Origin of the sequence: Mesorhizobium sp. M8A.F.Ca.ET.165.01.1.1, from assembly GCF_004792065.1 — a bacterium.
Taxonomy (GTDB): Bacteria; Pseudomonadota; Alphaproteobacteria; order Rhizobiales; family Rhizobiaceae; genus Mesorhizobium.
In genome coordinates this window covers 486,351-505,225 of the sequence record NZ_SRTH01000002.1, presented here as the reverse complement: position 1 = coordinate 505,225, position 18,875 = coordinate 486,351, and the positions used below count along the sequence as shown (strand labels likewise).

The window sequence follows — 18,875 nt, the reverse complement described above, 5'->3', positions numbered from 1 at the left end:
GACAATGGCAAGAGCCTTGGGAAGACGGCGCCTCTGGCGGCAATTCTCGACCACTTTGCCCAGCCACCAACCGCGCTGACAGCTACTCCACTTCCCTGCCCATCTTGCGCGCCGCGTAGCGCTCGACCGCCGACAGTCCGTCATAGATCAGCACGGCAAGCGCCGCGACGATCAGACCGCCCTGCAGGATGAAGGCCAGATTGTTCGACAGCAAGCCGGCGATGATCACCTCGCCGAGCGTCCTGGCGGCCACGGTGGAGCCGATGGTGGCGGTGGCGAGGCTGATCACCACCGACAGCCTGATGCCGCCAAGGATGATCGGGGCGCTGAGCGGCAGTTCGACTTTGGTGAGCCTTTGCCAGCCGGTCATGCCGGCGCCACGCGCCGCCTCGACGACATTGGCCGGCAGCGTCGTCAGCCCGGTCAGCGCGTTCTCGAAGATCGGCAGCAGGCCATAGAGAAACAGAGCGATCAACGTCGGCTTCTCGCCGAAGCCGACGGCCGGCACGGCGAGCGCCAGCACCGCCACCGGCGGAAAGGTCTGGCCGATGTTGACCAGGCTGCGCGACAGCGGCAGGAATTCGGCGCCGGCAGGCCGGGTCACCAGGATGGCAAGCGCCACAGCGACGATGGTGGCCGCGACGGTCGCGATCAGCACGGTGCGCAGATGCAGCAGCGTCAGCGTCAGCAGGCTGCCTTGATTGTAGATCGCGGGCGCGTTGTTTTCGGTCAGCGGCTTAAGCAACGGCTCGAACCAACCCGGGCTGGTGATGAAGGCAACGAGCAACACCACCAGTGCAAGCCTGAGCAGCAGAGGCAGCCAGGCTTTCATGCCGGCCTCGCCGCCCGCTTGATCAGGCCATCCACGGTGACGCGACCGAGCGGCTTGCCGTCGGCGCCCTTCACCGGCAGCGCCGGTCTGCCGGACCAGAGAAGTTCCGCGAGCGCGTCACGCTGGCTGGCGTCGCCGGGGATCGCCTCGCCTTCGGCCCCGCCCTGCTCCACGGCGTCGCGCACTCGCCCGAGCGACAGCAGCCTGAATGGCCTTTCGCTGGCGCCAACCAGCGTCTCGACAAAGGCGTTGGCCGGCCTCGCCAGGATCTCCGCCGGCCTTGCATATTGCACGAGCTTGCCGGCATCCATCACCGCGATCCTGTCGCCCATATGCACGGCCTCCTCCATGTCATGGGTGACGAGGATGATGGTGGTGCCGAAGCGCTTCTGGATCGCCAGCAGATCCTCTTGCGCCTTGGTGCGGATGATCGGGTCGAGCGCGCCGAACGGCTCGTCCATCAAAAGCACGTTGGGCTCGGCGGCGAGTGCGCGGGCAACGCCAACGCGCTGCTGCTGACCGCCGGACAGTTCGTGCGGATAGCGCGGCCCGAACTCCTGGGGGTCGAGCTGGTAGAGCGTCATCAGTTCATCCACGCGGGCCTTGATGCGCGCCTTGTCCCAGCCAAGCAGCACCGGCACGGTGGCGATATTCTGCGCCACGGTGCGATGCGGAAACAGGCCGTGGCCCTGGATGGCGTAGCCGATGCTGCGGCGCAGTTCGTAACCGGGCACCGATCGATTGTCGGCGCCGTCGAGCTTGATGACGCCTGACGTCGGTTCGACCAGCCGGTTGATCATACGCAGCAGCGTCGTCTTGCCGGAACCCGAGGTGCCGACAATGACGGCGATGGTGCGCGGCTCGATGACCATTGAAACGTTGTCGACGACCGTCGTCGCGTCATAGCGCTTGGTGATGCCTTCGATCTCGATCATGCCGTTTCTACCCTGCGCTTGGTGGCGGTCATTTCGATCACCGCGTCGAGGATGATGGCGGCGGCAAAGGCGAGCGCGACGGTCGGCACTGCGCCGAGCAGCACCAGGTCCATCGCCGTCTGGCCAACGCCCTGGAACACGAACACGCCAAAACCACCGCCGCCGATCAGCGCGGCGATGGTGGCAAGGCCGATATTCTGCACCAGGACAATGCGGATGCCGGTCAGGATCACCGGAAAGGCCAGCGGAAACTCGACACCGAACAGGCGCTGGCGATCGGTCATGCCCATGCCCCGCGCCGCGTCATTGGCGGCACGCGGCACGCCGGCAAGGCCGACCACGGTGTTGGCCACCACCGGCAGCAGCGAATAGAGAAACAGCGCGACGAAGGCGGGGGCCGTGCCGATGCCCCTGATGCCGAGCGCGGCGGCGCCCGGCACATGGGTTGCGACCCAGCCGAGCGGCGCGATCAGCAGGCCGAACAGCGCGATCGAAGGAATGGTCTGTATGATGTTCAAGACGTTGAGGGCGCCGGCCCGCAGGCTTTCGACGCGGTGGCACAGGATGCCGAGCGGCAGGCCGACGATCACGGCGACAAGCAGAGAGCCGAGCGCCAGGGTCACATGTTTGGAGCCTTCGGCCCAAAAGCTGCCGGCGCGGTTGGAATACTCCTTGAGGATCGAGAGGCTGTCCCAGCGTCCCGAAATCAGCAGCAAGCCGATGGCTAGCGCCGCAACGACAAGCACGCCGACGCGCGCCCAAGGCGACAGGTTGAGCCGGGTCAGCACGTCGGCGAGCAAAAGCGTGAAGGCGAAGATGAGAATCCAGAAGCCGGAGGCCGGCGAGACCCTGGCAAAGGTGTTGCCGGCCGGAGTGAGGTATGTTCCGGCGACGCCGATGAGCAGCGCCAGCGCGACAAGCGCCACGACGCTGGCTGCAAGGCGCAAGATCAGCGGCGTCCTGAGCAGGGCGACAAAACCGGCCAGGACGAGGATCGCCAAAAGCAGCGGACCGGTCGTTGCCGGCAGAGCCTCGAGGATCGAACGTGCCTGACCGGGAACGATGCGGTTGGCGCGGAAGGTGGCGAACGGTGCGAGAAACGCGGCGTAGGCAGCGAGCGCGGCGATGACGACGCCGAGCTTGTCGAAACGGGGGCTCATAAGGCGCCTCGCACTGACGTCACTTATCGACGCGTAGCTACTTCAAAAACCCGTTCTTTTTCAAAAAGTCCTCGGCGACGCCCTTGACCGGCTCGCCGCCCACCTGCACGCGTCCATTGAGCTCCTGCAGGGTGACGAGATCGAGCTTGGCGAAGACCGGCTTCAGCAGCGTCTCGATCTCCGGATGCTCCTTCAGCACGGATTCGCGGATGATCGGCGCCGGCTGGTAGACCGGCTGCACGCCCTTGTCGTCGGTCAACACGACGAGGCCCGATGGTCCGATGCCGCCATCGGTGCCGTAGACCATGGCGGCATTGGCGCCGCTGGTCTGGTTGGCGGCCGCCGCGATGGTCGCGGCCGTATCGCCACCCGAGAGGGTGATCAGCTGGTCAGGCTTCAGCGTGAAGCCATAGGTGGTCTGGAAGGCTGGAAGGGCCGCCGCCGAATTGACGAACTCGGCGGAGGCCGCCAGCACCACCTTGCCGCCGCCGGCGACATATTTGCCGAAGTCCGAGAGCGTGACGAGCTTGTTCTCGTCGGTCACTTCCTTGCGCAGGGCGATCGCCCAGGTGTTGTTGGCCGGCGCCGGCGACAGCCAGACGATCTTGTTGGCGTCGTAGTCGAGCTTCTTGGCCGTCTCATAGGCCTTGGCGGCATCCTTCCACGCGGGATCATCGGCCTTCTCGAAGAAGAAGGCGGCATTGCCGGTGTATTCGGGATAGATGTCGATCTCGCCGGCGGTGATCGCCTTGCGCACCACCGGCGTGCCGCCCAGCTGGATGCGATCCGTGGTCTTGATGTTGTTGGCGTTGAAAACGAGCTGGATAATGTTGCCAAGCACGCCACCCTCGGTGTCGATCTTCGAGGAGACGACGACCTGAGCGCTCGCGGAAGCCGCCGTGATGGCGAGCGCGATGGCCGCGCTGGCCAGAACCTTGACTGAGAACATGGTGAAAATCCCTTGCTGTGAACCGGAATGCGGTGGCCGCATATGAGCATGGCTTCAACGGCCAGTCGGGGCACACGGTTTCATAAGAAGGGGGATCGGCGCAATATTTTTGTTCCGGACGCGCCGATGTCGGCCCGGCGGCGACAGCGGGCTGGCGGTCGGCCGCCATCCGGTGGATAATGCCGCGGGGGTGCGGGGGCAAACACGGAGAGCGTGTCATGGCCATACACAAGGTCGGTTATCTCATCGGCAGCCTTGCCCGGGAATCCATCAACCGCAAGCTCGCGAAGGCTCTCGTTCAACTTGCCCCTCCCGAGCTCGAAATGACGGAAATCGGCTTCAAGGATCTGCCGCTCTACAGTTACGACTACGACGCCAATTTCCCACCCGCCGCCCAGGCTTTCAAAAAGGCGATCGCCTCGGTCCAGGCCGTGCTGTTCGTCACCCCGGAGTACAACCGCTCGATCCCTGGCGGACTGAAGAACGCAATCGACTGGGCCAGTCGCCCCTACGGCAAGAATTCATTCGCGCGCAAACCGTCCGCCGTCATCGGAACATCGCCGGGTGCCATCGCGACCGCTGTCGCGCAACAAAGCCTGCGCAGCGTTTTGAGTTTCTGCAACTCGCCGCAGATGAATGCGCCCGAAGCCTATATCCAGTTCACGCCTGGGCTGATCACGGATGAGGGCGAGGTGACGGTTGAATCCACCGAGGACTTCCTGCGCAACTATATGGCTGAGTTCCACATGTTCATTGCGCGGGTGCTTCAGGTTTTGCCGCCGGACGCATAGCTGTCAGCCGGCCGTAAGCTCTTCATCTTCAGCGCGCCGAGTGCCACGAAGCAAAGCGCGGCGACCGGAAAGATCATCCAGTTGAGCATCGTCCAGCCCCAGGCGTTGTAGACCATACCCGACATCAGCGACGCGCAGGCGACTGAGCCGAACAGGACAAAGTCGTGGAAGCCCTGCACCTTGCCCTTTTCGGAAGGGTGGTAGCTGGCCGCCACCATGGCGGTGGCGCCGATGAAGGCGAAATTCCAGCCGAGGCCGAGCAGGATCAGCGCTGTCCAGAATTGCCACAGCGCCAGGCCCGACAAGGCAACGACGGCACAGCCGATCAGCAACAGCAGGCCGATGGCGACAATGCGCTCGGCGCCGAAGCGATGGATCAGCGAGCCGGTGAAGAAGCTGGGCCCGAACATCGCCATGACGTGCCAGGAGATGCCCAGCGTCGCATCGTCCTCGGACAGGCCACAGCCAACCATGGCGAGCGGCGCGCCGGTCATGACGAAACTCATCAGCGCGTAGCTGCCGACCGCGCAGAAGAGCGCCGCGACGAAACGCGGCTTTGTGACGATTTCGGAAAGGGGTCTGGCATCGCCGTCGGCAACGTCCACCTTGCTCGCGGTCTTTGCCGGCAAGCGCAGGAACGACAGGATGATGGCGCCGACCGCCGCCAGCGGCAGGATCGAGGCGAAAGAGCCGGCAAACATGACAGGCGCGAACAATTCGCGGGTGAAGATGACGATCTGCGGCCCGAGAATGGCGGTGATGATGCCACCGGCGAGCACGAAGGAGATGGCGCGCGCCTTGAACGCCGGCGGCGCGTTGTCGGCCGCGGCAAAACGGAATTGCTGGACGAAGGCGCCGCCGACGCCGATGACGAGCAGCGCGAACGCGAACAGCCAGAAGCTGCCATGGAACAATGCCAGGGTGGCGACCAGCCCGCCGAGCGCTGTGACGACGGTTCCGGTCATGAAGCCGCCGCGCTGCCCCAGCCAACGGATGATGGCCGCAGCCGGCAAGGCACCGAGCGCCACGCCGAGGTTGAAGCCGGTGATGGGCGCCGTCGCCAGGGATTTGTCGGCGCCGAGCAGATATTGCCCGGCCAATGCGCCCATGGAGATGGCGATGGGGGCCGCCGAGCCGATGATCGCCTGCGAGGCGGCGAGGATCAGCGCGGTGCGCCGCGCCTCTTTGCCCGCCTCGACGGCGATGGCGGTCACGAAGCGTCCTTGCCGCGACCCTCGCCACGCACGCGGCGTGACACACGGTCGAGCACGGCATTGACCAGCTTCGGCTCGTCTTCCTCGTAGAAGGCCTTGGCGATATCGACATATTCGGTGACGATGACCGCGACCGGCACGTCATCGCGCTTCATTAGCTCGTAGACGCCCGCACGCAGAATGGCACGCAGCGTGGAATCGAGGCGCGACAGCGGCCAGTCCTCGGTCAGCGCCTGGCGGATGATCGGATCAATGGTCTTCTGGTTCTCGACGACGCCGGTCAGGATGGCGCGAAACCACTGCGCGTCGGCCTCGCGGTAGAGCGCACCGTCGACTTCCTTGCCGAGGCGGAACGCCTCGTACTCGGCGGTGATCTCGAACACGCCACTGCCGGCGACATCCATCTGGTAGAGCGCCTGCACGGCGGCCAGACGGGCAGCCCCGCGCTTGTTGGCGTGGCGCACCGCGGGCTGTCCTGGCGAAGCGGGTTCGCTCACGATCGCGCTCCCAATTGTTCCTTCAGCGCGATCATGGTCAGCGCCGCACGCGCGGCAAAGCCACCCTTGTCGCCTTCCGAGCGCTTGGCCCGCGTCCACGCCTGCGCATCGTTCTCGGTGGTCAGGATGCCGTTGCCGATGCAGACCGAGTCCTGCACGGACAGGTCCATGAGCGCACGGCTGGATTCATTGGCGACGATATCGAAATGATAGGTATCGCCGCGGATAATGGTGCCGAGCGCGACAAAACCGTCATAGCCCGTCCCGCCTTCGGCCCTGCCGTCGAGCGCGAAGGTGATCACTGCGGGAATTTCGAGCGAACCAGGAACAGTGACGACGTCATAAGTCGCGCCCGCTTCCTCGAGCGCATTCGTCGCGCCGTCGAGCAGCGCGTCGGCAAGGTCGTCGTGAAAGCGCGCCTCGATGATGAGCAAATGCGCTTTCGCCTTCGGGCGAATGAAGGCTTTGCCGTGTTGGGATATGCCAGCCATAGAAGTCTCCGGGGGTTGCCGGTGACTTAGGCCGAAGCCGGATTGATCGCAAGCGGAAGATTGCTGGGAGGTGGGTCAGGCCTATCGCCTCTTTGGGCAAGGTGTCGAGACCGGGCAGTCCGTACCAAGGCTTTCAGCCCAGGCACGAACGGCTTCGTGATCCACCACACGGCCGGCATTCACATCGGCCAATGCTTCCCGCGTGAGCCGCTCTTGCTCTTTGGAGTTCCCGCTTTCCATCACAGTCACTTCCTCATTTGAACAGCTCTGCGATGTCGGTCATTGGCCGGAAGAACTTCATCGGCTGATCCGGGAATGGCAGAAAACTCTCGCGTTGATAAAAACCGCGTGCATTTTCGTCCTTGGCATCGACGACAATCGCGAACGAAGCAATCTCGCTCCTGATGCAACGGGACAGAGCGTCAGCCAGGAGATATCGGCCGTAGCCCTGCCCCCGATGCCGCCTGTCGACAGCGAGGCGTCCTAGCAACGTGGCCGGAATGAGCGGATAGCGGGGAAGCTTGCGAACGGTTTGGGCAGGCCATTCGCCGATGGCTACGGCGGTTGCGGACAGCGTGTAATACCCGGCCACGCACCCGTCCGGCAAAACAAGAACAAAGGGTGCCGCGACGTTCTTGCGCGCATCCTGCCCGGCCTGCACCCTGAAATACCGATCGAGCGCCTCTATGCCGCTCTCGAAAGATGTCCTGTCGTGCTGCAGATCAAGCACTTCGACCCGAAGAGCCCCCTCGGCCGAACTGCTCACCTTTAGGTACCGGTGGCTTGACGATAGTGGCGCACCGTCTCACGCAGACGATCATTCACGGGTTGCGGATTGATCAAAGCATCCACGAAGGCGCGACTATCGCGGACGGAAAGATCGAGGCGCTGATGCTCCTCGATCGCTCGGCGGGCTGCTTCCTGGATGCTGGTCAGCACAAAATCCGTCACCGTCCGGCCCTGAAGTGCGGCTGCTTGCTCGATAAGATTTTTCTGATCGGCCGTGAGGCGCGCTTCCAAACGCTCGCTACGGACGCGGCTGCGAGGTGTATTCAAAGCGGGTGAAGTCATCTTCGTCTCCTGGCGACAATGTACGGCCAATGGCCGTAAATTTCAAGATTTATCTCACGCGCAGGCGTGGAACATCAGGGCCGCTCGCCGTCCCTGCTGCGCGACCAAGATCATGATGTCGCTAAACATATCTTCGATGGAACCGTGGTCGCGCCCGGCGTGCCGAAGATCGCTTACCAGTTCCCGGACGGAACCTATGTCGATAGCGCCATGGATGCGCGACATGACCCAACCCAGTGATGGAAATGTTTCGCACGTCTGGATCGTCGTGCCGTGCGTATTTCAGGCAGACATCTTGCGCGAAATACAAGTCGTCGTGCCGCGATATGCTGAGGAAAGCCCGGATCCGCTGATGCACATCACCATACAGCAGGTCCTTGTAAGTCTTCGAACTGACGAGATCCCAAGCTCGTCGTAGATTTGCCGCTCAAAGCCCCTCTTTCGCGGCCTCCGCCAGGCGCGCCGCGTACCGTGCCATGGTGTCGATCTCGAGATTGACGCGGTCGCCTGCCTTGCGCTCGCCCCAGGTGGTGACGGTCAGCGAGTGGTGGATCAACAGCACGTCGAAACGGGTTCCCTCGACCCTGTTGACGGTGAGCGAGGTGCCGTCGAGCGCAACGGAGCCTTTCGGCGCGATGAATTTCGCCAGATCGCGTGGCGCTTCCAGCGTGAAGCGCACCGCGTCGCCCTCATCCTTGCGCTCGACGATCTCGGCGGTACCGTCGACATGGCCGGAAACGATGTGGCCGCCGAGCTCGTCGCCGATCTTCAGCGCCCGCTCCAGATTGATCCTCGTGCCCGATTTCCAATCCGCCGCCGTCGTCAGCCTGAGCGCCTCCTCCCAGGCCTCGACCTCGAACCAGCGCGCGTTCGACCCGCTGTCGGGCAAGGCAGTGACCGTCAGGCAGACGCCACCGCAGGAAATCGAGGCGCCAATGGCGATGGTCTTGGGATCATAGGCGGTGTCGATGCGCAGTCCCACCCCTTCCCGCAGCGGCTTGACGGCGGCCACGGTGCCGATATCGGTGACAATCCCGGTAAACATCGATCTCTATCCCTGAAAATCCCTGATCCATTCGGCGTAGCCGTCTTCGCCGAACCGCATCTCGCGCAGCTTGCGAAAACCTGCCGGGATATGGTCGGCGTCGATGGGCGACGCAATGCCGTCACCGCCGATCGCTTCCGGTCCCTGGAACAGCACGATGCGGTCGACCAGCCCGTCGGCCAGGAAAGCGCTCGCCACCTTGGCGCCGCCCTCGACCAGCACGCTTGCCATGCCGAGCGCCGCCAGATCCTCGAGCAGTTCCGGCAATGCCACGCCGCCCTCGTGCGTCTCCGTGCCGATGAAGCGCACGCCGGCGCGCTCGAGCGCCGCCCGGCGCTGCGGATCGGCCTCCAGGCAAGCCGCGACGTAAAGCGGTACGCGATCGACGCCCGACACCAGCTTCGACCCCTCCGGCAGCCTGATCTGGCGGTCGAGGACGATGCGCGCCGGTGAACGGTTCTCCAGCCCGGGCAAACGCACTGTCAGCGCCGGATCATCTTCCAGCGCCGTGCCGATGCCGACCAGAATGGCGTCCGCCTCGGCGCGCATCAGGTAGACTTCGCGGCGCGCCATGTCGCCTGTTATCGCGACCTGGCCGGCGCCTTCCCTGCCGATCTTGCCGTCGCTGGAAAGCGCAATCTTCAGAATCACTTCCGGGCGTTTTTTCAGAGAGCGAATCAAATAGCCCGCCATTTGTTCGGCCGCTTCGCCGGCCAGGACCTTTTCAACCACTTCGACGCCGGCGGCGCGCAGAATGGCATAGCCCTGGCCGGAGACCCGCGGATCGGGATCGCTCGCAGCTCCCACGACGCGCGCAACGCCGGCGTTGACCAGCGCATTGGCGCAAGGCGGCGTGCGGCCGTGATGGGCGCAAGGCTCCAGCGTGACATAGGCGGTGGCGCCGCGCGCGAGTTCGCCGGCCTCCGCCAGCGCCTCGGTCTCGGCGTGCGGCCGGCCACCAATCGCGGTCACGCCGGTACCGACGATCATCGGGCCTGAGCCGTCGTCACGCACGATGATCGTGCCGACGGATGGATTGGTCGAGGTGCGGCCGGCGTGCTTGCGCGACAGCCGCAAGGCCGCGGCCATGAAACGGCGGTCAAGGGCCGCTTGTTCGGCCTCGCTGCGTTGCGGTGCTGCCATGCTCAGCCGGCGTCCTCTTCGCTCTTGTCCTCGTCCCCCTTCAACTCGCCGAGCAGTTCGTGGAAATCCTTGGCCTCACGGAAATTGCGGTAGACCGAGGCGAAGCGCACATAGGCGACATCGTCGAGCGACTTCAGTGCATCCATGACCAGCCGGCCGACCTCACCCGAGGCCACTTCCGTCTCGCCCGAGCTTTCGAGCTGGCGCACGATGCCGGTCACGGCGCGATCGATGCGTTCGGGGTCGACGTTGCGCTTGCGCACCGCGATCTCGACGGAGCGCAACAGCTTGTCGCGGTCGAACGGCACTTTTCGCCCCGATTTCTTGACCACCACGAGATCGCGCAACTGCACGCGCTCGAACGTGGTGAAACGGCCGCCGCAATCGGGGCAGACACGCCGCCGGCGGATCGCCGCGCCGTCCTCGGCGGGACGCGAATCCTTCACCTGCGTATCTTCGGACTGGCAATAGGGACAGCGCATGGAGAGCCTTGGGTTCGCGAATCTGGTGAGGTGAAAGGCTTAGAGCCTTTCCGGTGCGGATTGAAGCAGTTCTGTTTCTTCGATCGCCTGCCGCGCCTCAGAGATAGCGAGGCGCGAGGAAGATTGCCAGCGCGGCAAGCAGCCAGACGGCAATGCCGCCGGCAACAGCCAGGCTATAGTCGACCTTGTCGATGAACAGCCAGCAGGCGCCGAGGAAGGCGAGATAGGCCGGAATCGTCTTCATTCCGGCAAGGCAGGCATCGCGGAACCCGCCCGGATCACCCTTGGCGCCGACGGCGAGCAACGCGATGACGGCAAAGGTCGGCGCCAGCGGCAGGATGCCGGGCAGGACATTGCCCCGCTTGGACGCCCAGACGATCAGGGCCGCAGTCCGCCGACCACGCCTTTCCAGACGATATCCATGAGCAGCGCCTATGCCGATCCGGTCGTCCGCTTCACGGCGCCACATCCTTGGTTGGGAAGCCGCAGGACGTTCCGAGATTGCGGTAGGCCTTGGTGAAGCCGTCCATCGGAATGCTGGCGACAGCCTGCTTGCCGAAGGTCACGTCGAGCGAGGTGGCCTGGCGCATGGCACGCAGCAGCGCGAGACTGGTCTTAGCCTGATTGTCGACCGTCCAGCTGGGGCGGCCGATGACGCCATCGTTGGAGTAGACCGTGGCCGAAACCTTGACACCGGGATCGCCGAAAGTCGCCGCGATCTTCTTGCCGGTTGGCAGGGTCTTGTTGTCGATGGTGATCAAGATCGCCGGATAAGCATCGGGCGGCAGCGCATCGCCGGTCGAGATCGACAGTGTCAGCGTGGCCGAATTGCCGCTCGCATCGAAGAATGCCGTGGAGGCCGCGCAGGTCTTGTGCGCGTCCTGGCCGGTGTCGAGCGTATCGACCATAGTCGTCCAACGGCCGAAAGTGCTGGTGGCGGGCATGTCCGGAGCGGGCTGCGTCTGCGCCAAGGCAGGCCCGCAAGCAGCCAGCCAGCCGAAGGCGCTGAGTGAGGCAAGACAAAAATCGCGCATCATCAATCTCCAGTTCCATGCGTCACCCGATCAGGGGTGACGCACCGCCGGTGGATAAAAGATGACGCTTCGCGCCCGGTCAACCGAGATAAGGATGGTCAACCGAGATAGGGATAGAGCGGGAACCGATCGGTCAATGCAACGACCTTGGCCTTGACCGCCGCTTCGACCGCCGCATTGCCTTCGTCGGAATTGGCGACCTTGAGCCCATCCAGCACCTCGGCGATCAGCTTGCCGATCTCACGGAATTCGGCCTGGCCGAAGCCGCGCGTGGTGCCGGCCGGCGTACCCAGCCGCACGCCCGAAGTGACGAAGGGCTTTTCCGGGTCGAAGGGGATGCCGTTCTTGTTGCAGGTGATGTTAGCGCGGCCAAGGGCCGCCTCGGCGCGCTTGCCGGTGGCGTTCTTGGGCCTGAGGTCAACCAGCATCAGGTGGTTGTCGGTGCCGCCGGAGACGATGTCGAGACCCGTTTCCTTGAGGCTGGAAGCCAGCGCCTTGGCATTGGCGGCGACGCTTTCGGCATAGACCTTGAAGCTCGGCTTCAGCGCCTCGCCGAAGGCCACTGCCTTGGCGGCGATGACATGCATCAGCGGGCCGCCCTGCAGGCCGGGGAACACCGCCGAGTTCATCTTCTTGGCGATATCCTCGTCATTGCACAGGATCATGCCGCCGCGCGGACCACGCAACGATTTATGCGTGGTGGTCGTCACCACATGGGCGTGCGGCAAGGGCGAGGGATGGACGCCGCCAGCGACGAGGCCCGCTATGTGCGCCATGTCGACCATGAGATAGGCGCCGACGGCGTCCGCGATCTCGCGAAAACGCTTCCAATCCCAGACACGCGAATAGGCGGTGCCGCCGGCCAGGATCAGCTTCGGCTTGGTCTCGTGCGCGGTCTTTTCGATCGCGTCCATGTCGAGCAGGTGGTCGTCCTTGCGCACGCCATAGGAGACGACCTTGAACCACTTGCCGCTCATGTTGACCGGCGAGCCGTGAGTGAGATGGCCACCGGAATTGAGGTCGAGGCCCATGAAGGTGTCGCCGGGCTGCAGCAGCGCCAGGAACACCGCCTGGTTCATCTGGCTGCCGGAATTCGGCTGGACGTTGGCGAAATTGCAGCCAAACAGCTTTTTGGCGCGCTCAATGGCCAGTTCCTCAGCCACGTCGACGAACTGGCAGCCGCCATAGTAGCGCTTGCCAGGATAGCCCTCGGCATATTTGTTGGTCATGATCGAGCCCTGCGCCTCGAGCACGGCGCGCGAGACGATGTTTTCCGAGGCGATCAGTTCGATCTCGTGGCGCTGGCGACCGAGTTCGTTGCGGATGGCGCCGAAGATCTCCGGATCGGCATCTTCCAAAGTGGTTTCGAAGAAGGATTCGAATCTGTTCGACGCCGCCGCTGCTGTTGCCATGGCCTGAGTTCCCCTGGGGTTGGAAGGGTAAATTCGTGCATGCCGTCGTCCCAAACCACTGGACGGTTCCGGGCGACATGCATTGCGTTCGCCGGGCCATTAACACAGTTGTTTTAGCCTCGCCACGTTTGCGGCGCGAAATTTGCTGGCCGGTTTGCGGCAAACGATCGGGCGGACCGCTATTTCCTGTCCCGCCGCTGCTTCAGCAAGGCCTCGGTCAAGGTGATTTCGGAAAATAGCGCGCGCATCGTGTGATCATTGATCTCTTGGCTCCGGAACATGTCGCGCAGCGCGGAGCGTTCGGCTTCGATGCCCGCCGCCCTGAGTTCCAGCTCCAGCCTGCCGGCCTCGCGGGCCTCGGCGCGGGCCTCGGCGGCCTCGTCGGAAGCCGCGATGCGTCTACGGTAACCTGCCACGATGCTGTCGGCGACGGCGAGCCGGGCCTCGACCGCCTCGCCCTCGCCTTGCTCGTTGGCGATGCTCTCGATCCTGGCGATCGCCGCATTGGCGGCGCCGACGCGCGCGCGGCGCTCCTCCGCGGCGGCCGGATCCTCGCCCGGCTCGACCAGCCCCCGCGCGATCCTGGGCAAGGCAAAGCTGGCAATGACGAGCGAGCAGATGATGACGCCGGCGGCAAGGAAGATCACCACATCGCGTGCCGGAAAGGGCGAGCCATCCTGCAAAGCCAGCGGCAATGACAGGATGCCCGCCAATGTGATGGCGCCGCGCACGCCGGCTACCGAGCCGGCGAGCCGGACGCGAAATCCGAACGGCGAGGCCTCGCGCTTGCCGAGGCGCGCCGCGATCGCCTGGGCGATGTCGCCGACCCAGATCCACAGGAAGCGCAGCCCGATCAGGCAGAGCGTCAGGATCAGCACCGTCGCCACCGGCTCGATCAGCCAATGCCGGCTGGACAATTCCGGCGGAACCTTGCGGATGATGTCGGGAAGCTGCAGGCCGAGCAGAATGAACAGAGCGCCATTGAAGACGAAAGTGAGCGTCGCCCAGAGCGACAGGGTCTGCATGCGCGCCGACACGCCGAGGTGGCGGTACATGCCGGAGACCCCGGTCAGCAGGCCGGCGGTCACCGCCGCCAGGATGCCCGAAGCTCCGACATGCTCGGCGCCGAGATAGGCAACGAAAGGCAGCAGGATCATGACGAGAACCTGCGCCTCGGCCGGCACGCCGCCGATGCGGTTGAGCAGTTGCAGCGTCTTGGCGGCGATGAACAGGGCCGCGAGGCCGGCCAGGATGCCGGCGGCGACGGCATAGAGGAAGCTGAGCGAGGCTCCCGCGAGGGAGAAGCTGCCGGTCAATGCCGCAGCCACCGCAAAGCGGAACATGACCAGGCCCGACGCGTCGTTGAGCAGCGACTCGCCCTCCAATATATGCATCAGTCGGGACGGAACCACATTCCTGTCAACGATCGAGGACACCGCCACGGCGTCGGTCGGCGACAGCACGGCGGCGAGCGCGAAAGCGACGACGAGCGGAATGCTCGGCACCAGCCAGTGCAAAGCATAGCCGAAGCCGACAATGGTGAAGAAGACGAGCCCGATGGCGAGGTCGAGGATCGGTCCGCGCAAACCGATGAGCTCACGTTTGGGCGCCGCGAAGGCGTCACCGAACAGAAGCGGCGGGATGAACACCAGCAGGAAAAGTTCGGGATCGATCTCGACATGCAGGCCTCTGGCCGGCCAGGCAAGGGCCGCGCCGATGGCGATCTGCAGCACCGGCAGCGGCACCCGAACCAGCCGGACGAGCGCGCCGGACAGTGCCACGAAGACGAGCACGACGAGAATGAAGAGAGCGACGTCCATGGCACGATTCCGGCTGTTTGCCGACCATGGCCAATGGCTGGAACTTCGTCCAGCCGGTCGAAGGCTCGATCTGACGGCGTCCGCAACAAAAAAGCCGCTCTGAGAGCGGCTTTTTTTCAAAAGTATCAGCCAGTTAGAGAGAAGACGTGATCTGCAGCTCGCTGGCGCCATCGAGCGCATAGACGTCGTCGCGGAACTGGACGACGCCAGGTCCCGTCGACCATGCCGAGAGATAGAGGAAATGCACCGGCACCGGGTTGGTGACCTGGATCGGTGTGTTCTGACCAGTCTTGATAGCCGCCTCGAAATGCTGGCGATCCCAGCCGGGCGTGTCGCGCAGGATCCAGGTGACGAGATCGCGCACGTTCTGGACGCGCACGCAGCCCGAGGAATCGAAGCGCATCATCTTGCCGAACAGGCTCTGCTGCGGCGTGTCATGCATGTAGACTCCGTCCGGGCTCGGGAAATTGATCTTGACCGAGGCCATGGCGTTTTCCGAACCGGGATCCTGGCGGAAACGGTACTTTTCGGCATCGTCCGTCGACCAGTCGACATTCATCGGATCGACTTCACTGCCATCGGGCGCGAACAGGCGGATGTGGCTGTTCTTGAGATAATCGGGATTCTTCCGCATCAGCGGAATGATGTCCTTGCGCACGATCGAGACCGGTGCGTTCCAGTACGGATTGACGATGATCTCGTTGATCTTGGAATTGACGATCGGCGTCTGGCGATCGATCTTGCCGACGATCGCGGTGTGGCGAAGCACGACGCGGTCGTTCTCGACCGCTTCGATCTGCGCGGCCGGAATGTCGACCAGCACGTAGCGGCTGCCCAGCGTACCGGCCTTCTCCTTCAGGCGCTGCAGATTGGTCTGCAGCTGGCCAAGCCGGATCTGCGCCGACACGTTCATCGCGGCGTAGGTGTATTTGCCCATCGAGCCGTCAGCCGGCAGGCCATGGCGCAACTGGAAGCGCTTGACCGCCGAATCGACATAGGAATCGAAGGCCGTCGAAATGCCGGCACTCTGCGACAGGTCGCCAGCAACCATCAGGCGCTTGCGAAGCGGCACCACGTCCGGATCGTCGACGCCGAGCTGAAGCTTCTTGGTCGCGGGTACGTCCGTCCAGCCGCCCTGCGAGACGATGTTCTGGTACTGCGCGACCGCCTGCTCGGTGAAGGCGACGGTCTGCGGGCTGAAGATCGGCAGCGTCGAGGCCACCTTGCCGCCTTCGCTGGCGCGGGCATCGAACTGATCATCCCAGTTGCCGCGGGCCGAGGATTTCAGGATATCCCCGATCACATCCTGCGCATTCGCACGGCCGGCCACCATGGCGGCTGCGAGCACGGAGGCTCCGGAAAGGAAAAAACGGCGGCTGGTTCTCATGGACGTTCCAGACATTCTTGTAGCGTTCGATCACTTGCTGCGTCGATCATCGCGCGATCTCGCCCGCACTCTAAAATCGGCAATCTTAACAATTAGCCAACCATGGTCCGTATCACATCGGCGACAAAGGCATAGGCGCGACACGGTTGCGGGTGGACGCATGGTCTTCACCACAGCATCACTGCCACTCTCGGTTCCATTGGAATATGGCGGCAACGTGGCCTTGGCCCGTAATTTGCTTTGGCCGGACGCAAGAAAGAAAAGACCGGTGCTTTTCGGCACCGGCCCTGACTGGAGGTCGCTGTTTCGGCCGCGCTTCTGCGGCGCGGCTCGGTTTCCTGGGTGGTCTTACATCCGATAGGCAATCGTGTCGTTCCAAAAGCGGTCGAGGCGCTGCAGGGCGCGGTTCATCTGCTTGAACTCGTCGGTGTTGATACCGCCGACCTGTTCGATCGAGCCGACATGACGCTCATAGAGACCGGCGACCACATCAGCCACTTCATTGCCCTTCGGCGTCAGCGAAACGCGGACCGAACGGCGGTCGATGCGCGAGCGCTGGTGGTTAATGAAGCCGAGATCGACCAGCTTCTTCAGATTGTAGGAGACGTTCGAGCCGAGATAGTAGCCACGCGAACGCAGCTCGCCGGCGGTCAGCTCGGAATTGCCGATGTTGAAGAGCAGCAGCGCCTGGATGGCGTTGATGTCGGAACGGCCGTTGCGGTCGAATTCGTCCTTGATGACATCAAGCAGACGGCGGTGCAGACGCTCGACCAGCTGCAGCGATTCCATGTACAGGGAACGGATAGCCTCGCGGCGATCGTCGGAAACGTTGGCGGTCTTCGCCGCCGGACGCGAATTGATCATTGTCTTTGCCTCTCGTTTGTCGCCCTGGTGATTTTTTGTTTTTCACCTTGATCGCGACACTATCGAATACTCATAAAATTCGACTTAAACGCTAGGGCTAACAAGAGCTTACCGGTAAGAGGTTTCGGAAGAGGCTTAACGAACGGTCACCCGAGCAAGGATGATTAACCTAAAGATTTAGGCAATGACCGCGGGGCCGGATAGAGGCGATCGCCAAGTCGCCAACGCGCACAATGGCTTAGTGCCGTGCCGGCCGTTTCTGCAGGTAGATGACGACGCGAAAGACGATGTAGAGCAGCGCCACGCAGGCATGCGAGACGAGGATCAGGAGACGATGGCCGAAAAGCTCGGGAAAGCCGGCATACATGACCGTCTCGGTGACCGCGCATATGAACCAGATCACCGGCCCCCAGGACGCCAGCATCCACAAGCCGGCCGCGGCGAAGGGAAAGAACACGGCGAGCATCACCGCCGCCACCTGCCAATGCACCGGCATAAGGTCGAAGCGCCACAGCGAGCCCGGATAGAATCCGATCAGCTTGATCCAGTACAGGACGCCGAACATCAGGCAGTAGCCTGCAATGACGCGCTGGAACCAGGCGAAGATCACCTCGACCGCCGAGGGCTGCAGGACGACGCGTCTCGATGTCGCCTCGCTCACAGCCCAAGCTCCCGATCGCCGAGCGGAGCGAAATAGGCCTCGACGTCCGCCTCGGCGACCGCATCGATCTTTGCCGGCCGCCATTGCGGCTTCGAGCCCTTGTCGATGATGGCGGCACGGATGCCTTCGTAGAAATCGTGGCCGGCCAGCATGCGGTTCAGGATGCGGAACTCCATCCTCATGCAGTCGTCCATCGACAATGTCTGCCCGGCGCTGATCTGCCGCCAGGCGACGCGAAGGCTGGTCGGCGAGCGCATGCGGATCGTCGCCAGAGTTTTGGCTGCGAACTCGTCCTTGCCGGCGCGATCCAGGCTGTCGATGAGATCCGGCAGCGACGGCTGGGCGAAATGACGGGCGATCGCCTCCAGGATCGGCCTGTCCGTCTCCCGCTTGGCTGGGACAAAGAAACCGCGCAGCACCGATTCCGGATCGCCCGTCAGCGCCAGCCGGTCGAGGAAGCTTGCCTGGTCTTCGGTCTTGATGGTGTGGGTGGCCAGCCCCGACCACAGGGCATCGCCATAGCGGATGCGGTTGCCTGTCAGCGCCAGGTACATGCCGAAGGAACCACCGAGATCGGGCAGCAGATGACTGGCGCCGACATCGGGGAAAAAGCCGATGCCGACCTCAGGCATCGCGAACTGCGCATTTTCGGTCATCACCCGATGCGAGCCGTGAAAGGAAATGCCGACTCCGCCGCCCATGACGATGCCATCGATGAGGGCGACATAGGGTTTCTTGAAACGAGCGATATAGGCGTTGAGCCGATACTCGTCGGCGAAGAACTCGACCGGCGGCTTTCCGGCCCGGCCGGCTTCGTAGATGTGCAGGATGTCGCCTCCAGCCGAAAACGCCCTGCCCTCGGCCTTGACGGCGACGACGTCCACGCCGTCGTCGCGCTCCCAGGAACGCAAGGCCTTGTCCAGCGCCTTGACCATGCGATGGGTGACGGCATTGAGTGCCTGCGGCCGCGTCAGCGTGACGACGCCGGCCCTGCCCATCCTTTCGAAGCGAATTTCGTCGCCTCCACCAAAATCCATCGCCAGAGAATCCTTGTCCCCGCGCCTGCGGGACTGAAGTGCTAAAGGCG

The 18,875-nt window shown here is 63.7% G+C and carries 22 protein-coding genes; 2 read left to right on the top strand and 20 right to left on the bottom strand.

Annotation, left to right across the window (positions count from 1 at the left end):
- Nucleotides 1–82: 82 nt before the first annotated feature.
- The 4 genes from EN808_RS07020 to EN808_RS07005 are packed head-to-tail and all read right to left on the bottom strand — an operon-like array spanning nucleotide 83 to nucleotide 3,876.
- Nucleotides 83–832, bottom strand: coding sequence for an ABC transporter permease (locus EN808_RS07020; protein WP_135915430.1), 750 nt, complete (start codon nucleotides 830–832; stop codon nucleotides 83–85).
- A complete protein-coding gene (locus EN808_RS07015; protein ID WP_127279857.1) occupies nucleotides 829–1,767 on the bottom strand; it encodes an ABC transporter ATP-binding protein in 939 nt (312 codons plus the stop codon). The genes EN808_RS07020 and EN808_RS07015 overlap by 4 nt, the downstream gene beginning before the upstream one ends.
- Nucleotides 1,764–2,927, bottom strand: coding sequence for an ABC transporter permease (locus EN808_RS07010; RefSeq protein ID WP_127279856.1), 1,164 nt, complete (start codon nucleotides 2,925–2,927; stop codon nucleotides 1,764–1,766). Before EN808_RS07010 ends, EN808_RS07015 begins: the two co-directional genes overlap by 4 nt.
- 37 nt (nucleotides 2,928–2,964) lie before the next feature.
- Nucleotides 2,965–3,876: an ABC transporter substrate-binding protein gene (locus tag EN808_RS07005; protein WP_127279855.1), complete on the bottom strand. Its 912-nt coding sequence runs from the start codon at nucleotides 3,874–3,876 to the stop codon at nucleotides 2,965–2,967.
- Nucleotides 3,877–4,094: 218 nt separating this feature from the next.
- Here EN808_RS07005 and EN808_RS07000 point away from each other — a divergent pair, with 218 nt between their 5' ends.
- Nucleotides 4,095–4,667, top strand: a complete 573-nt coding sequence (locus EN808_RS07000; RefSeq protein ID WP_127279854.1) for an NADPH-dependent FMN reductase — start codon at nucleotides 4,095–4,097, stop codon at nucleotides 4,665–4,667.
- Here the strand turns inward: EN808_RS07000 and EN808_RS06995 are convergent.
- From EN808_RS06995 to EN808_RS06975, 5 genes are all read right to left on the bottom strand, one after another.
- Nucleotides 4,643–5,881, bottom strand: a complete 1,239-nt coding sequence (locus EN808_RS06995; RefSeq protein WP_135864032.1) for an MFS transporter — start codon at nucleotides 5,879–5,881, stop codon at nucleotides 4,643–4,645. The genes EN808_RS07000 and EN808_RS06995 overlap by 25 nt on opposite strands.
- On the bottom strand, nucleotides 5,878–6,378 hold the full coding sequence (gene nusB, locus EN808_RS06990; protein ID WP_135915429.1) for a transcription antitermination factor NusB: 501 nt from the start codon (nucleotides 6,376–6,378) through the stop codon (nucleotides 5,878–5,880). The genes EN808_RS06995 and nusB overlap by 4 nt, the downstream gene beginning before the upstream one ends.
- The gene (ribH, locus tag EN808_RS06985) at nucleotides 6,375–6,869 is read right to left on the bottom strand and encodes a 6,7-dimethyl-8-ribityllumazine synthase (protein WP_127281215.1); all 495 of its coding nucleotides are present in this window, start codon (nucleotides 6,867–6,869) and stop codon (nucleotides 6,375–6,377) included. The genes nusB and ribH overlap by 4 nt, the downstream gene beginning before the upstream one ends.
- 253 nt (nucleotides 6,870–7,122) lie before the next feature.
- Nucleotides 7,123–7,635 (bottom strand): GNAT family N-acetyltransferase, encoded by a 513-nt coding sequence (locus EN808_RS06980; protein ID WP_135915428.1) that lies wholly within the window; start codon nucleotides 7,633–7,635, stop codon nucleotides 7,123–7,125.
- 2 nt (nucleotides 7,636–7,637) lie between these two features.
- Complete coding sequence (locus tag EN808_RS06975) at nucleotides 7,638–7,940, bottom strand: DUF1778 domain-containing protein (RefSeq protein WP_135915427.1); 303 nt, start codon at nucleotides 7,938–7,940, stop codon at nucleotides 7,638–7,640.
- Between the two features lie 66 nt (nucleotides 7,941–8,006).
- Here EN808_RS06975 and EN808_RS36230 point away from each other — a divergent pair, with 66 nt between their 5' ends.
- Entirely contained in the window at nucleotides 8,007–8,180 is a 174-nt protein-coding gene (locus EN808_RS36230; protein ID WP_189343630.1) for a hypothetical protein, read from the top strand.
- Nucleotides 8,181–8,367: 187 nt separating this feature from the next.
- On the opposite strand, the gene EN808_RS06970 is transcribed toward EN808_RS36230, so the two are convergent.
- The 11 genes from EN808_RS06970 to EN808_RS06920 form a co-directional block, all read right to left on the bottom strand.
- Nucleotides 8,368–8,985 carry a riboflavin synthase gene (locus EN808_RS06970; protein WP_135915426.1) on the bottom strand — a complete coding sequence of 206 codons (618 nt, stop codon included), beginning with the start codon at nucleotides 8,983–8,985 and terminating at the stop codon, nucleotides 8,368–8,370.
- A gap of 6 nt (nucleotides 8,986–8,991) precedes the next feature.
- Nucleotides 8,992–10,128: a bifunctional diaminohydroxyphosphoribosylaminopyrimidine deaminase/5-amino-6-(5-phosphoribosylamino)uracil reductase RibD gene (gene ribD / locus EN808_RS06965; protein ID WP_135915425.1), complete on the bottom strand. Its 1,137-nt coding sequence runs from the start codon at nucleotides 10,126–10,128 to the stop codon at nucleotides 8,992–8,994.
- Between the two features lie 2 nt (nucleotides 10,129–10,130).
- A complete protein-coding gene (nrdR, locus tag EN808_RS06960) occupies nucleotides 10,131–10,610 on the bottom strand; it encodes a transcriptional regulator NrdR (RefSeq protein WP_127281280.1) in 480 nt (159 codons plus the stop codon).
- A gap of 97 nt (nucleotides 10,611–10,707) precedes the next feature.
- Nucleotides 10,708–11,079, bottom strand: coding sequence for a GlpM family protein (locus EN808_RS06955; RefSeq protein WP_245525040.1), 372 nt, complete (start codon nucleotides 11,077–11,079; stop codon nucleotides 10,708–10,710).
- Complete coding sequence (locus EN808_RS06950; protein WP_135864024.1) at nucleotides 11,066–11,644, bottom strand: hypothetical protein; 579 nt, start codon at nucleotides 11,642–11,644, stop codon at nucleotides 11,066–11,068. The genes EN808_RS06955 and EN808_RS06950 overlap by 14 nt, the downstream gene beginning before the upstream one ends.
- Before the next feature lie 98 nt (nucleotides 11,645–11,742).
- A complete protein-coding gene (glyA, locus tag EN808_RS06945; protein WP_127279284.1) occupies nucleotides 11,743–13,056 on the bottom strand; it encodes a serine hydroxymethyltransferase in 1,314 nt (437 codons plus the stop codon).
- Between the two features lie 179 nt (nucleotides 13,057–13,235).
- A complete protein-coding gene (locus EN808_RS06940; RefSeq protein WP_127279283.1) occupies nucleotides 13,236–14,876 on the bottom strand; it encodes a Na+/H+ antiporter in 1,641 nt (546 codons plus the stop codon).
- A gap of 133 nt (nucleotides 14,877–15,009) precedes the next feature.
- Nucleotides 15,010–16,263: a murein L,D-transpeptidase gene (locus EN808_RS06935; protein ID WP_127869635.1), complete on the bottom strand. Its 1,254-nt coding sequence runs from the start codon at nucleotides 16,261–16,263 to the stop codon at nucleotides 15,010–15,012.
- 348 nt (nucleotides 16,264–16,611) lie between these two features.
- On the bottom strand, nucleotides 16,612–17,127 hold the full coding sequence (locus tag EN808_RS06930) for a winged helix DNA-binding protein (RefSeq protein WP_013896002.1): 516 nt from the start codon (nucleotides 17,125–17,127) through the stop codon (nucleotides 16,612–16,614).
- A gap of 238 nt (nucleotides 17,128–17,365) precedes the next feature.
- The gene (locus EN808_RS06925; protein WP_127279281.1) at nucleotides 17,366–17,788 is read right to left on the bottom strand and encodes a DUF6163 family protein; all 423 of its coding nucleotides are present in this window, start codon (nucleotides 17,786–17,788) and stop codon (nucleotides 17,366–17,368) included.
- Entirely contained in the window at nucleotides 17,785–18,825 is a 1,041-nt protein-coding gene (locus EN808_RS06920; protein ID WP_135915424.1) for an enoyl-CoA hydratase/isomerase family protein, read from the bottom strand. Before EN808_RS06920 ends, EN808_RS06925 begins: the two co-directional genes overlap by 4 nt.
- Nucleotides 18,826–18,875 lie beyond the last annotated feature (50 nt).

Bases quoted from the DNA above. Each gene is read 5' to 3' on its own strand.
- EN808_RS07020 (WP_135915430.1), bottom strand. From the start codon at position 832: ATGAAAGCCTGGCTGCCTCTGCTGCTCAGGCTTGCACTGGTGGTGTTG.
- EN808_RS07015 (WP_127279857.1), bottom strand. From the start codon at position 1,767: ATGATCGAGATCGAAGGCATCACCAAGCGCTATGACGCGACGACGGTC.
- EN808_RS07010 (WP_127279856.1), bottom strand. From the start codon at position 2,927: ATGAGCCCCCGTTTCGACAAGCTCGGCGTCGTCATCGCCGCGCTCGCT.
- EN808_RS07005 (WP_127279855.1), bottom strand. From the start codon at position 3,876: ATGTTCTCAGTCAAGGTTCTGGCCAGCGCGGCCATCGCGCTCGCCATC.
- EN808_RS07000 (WP_127279854.1), top strand. From the start codon at position 4,095: ATGGCCATACACAAGGTCGGTTATCTCATCGGCAGCCTTGCCCGGGAA.
- ribH (WP_127281215.1), bottom strand. From the start codon at position 6,869: ATGGCTGGCATATCCCAACACGGCAAAGCCTTCATTCGCCCGAAGGCG.
- EN808_RS06975 (WP_135915427.1), bottom strand. From the start codon at position 7,940: ATGACTTCACCCGCTTTGAATACACCTCGCAGCCGCGTCCGTAGCGAG.
- EN808_RS06970 (WP_135915426.1), bottom strand. From the start codon at position 8,985: ATGTTTACCGGGATTGTCACCGATATCGGCACCGTGGCCGCCGTCAAG.
- ribD (WP_135915425.1), bottom strand. From the start codon at position 10,128: ATGGCAGCACCGCAACGCAGCGAGGCCGAACAAGCGGCCCTTGACCGC.
- nrdR (WP_127281280.1), bottom strand. From the start codon at position 10,610: ATGCGCTGTCCCTATTGCCAGTCCGAAGATACGCAGGTGAAGGATTCG.
- EN808_RS06955 (WP_245525040.1), bottom strand. From the start codon at position 11,079: ATGTGGCGCCGTGAAGCGGACGACCGGATCGGCATAGGCGCTGCTCAT.
- EN808_RS06950 (WP_135864024.1), bottom strand. From the start codon at position 11,644: ATGCGCGATTTTTGTCTTGCCTCACTCAGCGCCTTCGGCTGGCTGGCT.
- glyA (WP_127279284.1), bottom strand. From the start codon at position 13,056: ATGGCAACAGCAGCGGCGGCGTCGAACAGATTCGAATCCTTCTTCGAA.
- EN808_RS06940 (WP_127279283.1), bottom strand. From the start codon at position 14,876: ATGGACGTCGCTCTCTTCATTCTCGTCGTGCTCGTCTTCGTGGCACTG.
- EN808_RS06935 (WP_127869635.1), bottom strand. From the start codon at position 16,263: ATGAGAACCAGCCGCCGTTTTTTCCTTTCCGGAGCCTCCGTGCTCGCA.
- EN808_RS06930 (WP_013896002.1), bottom strand. From the start codon at position 17,127: ATGATCAATTCGCGTCCGGCGGCGAAGACCGCCAACGTTTCCGACGAT.
- EN808_RS06920 (WP_135915424.1), bottom strand. From the start codon at position 18,825: ATGGATTTTGGTGGAGGCGACGAAATTCGCTTCGAAAGGATGGGCAGG.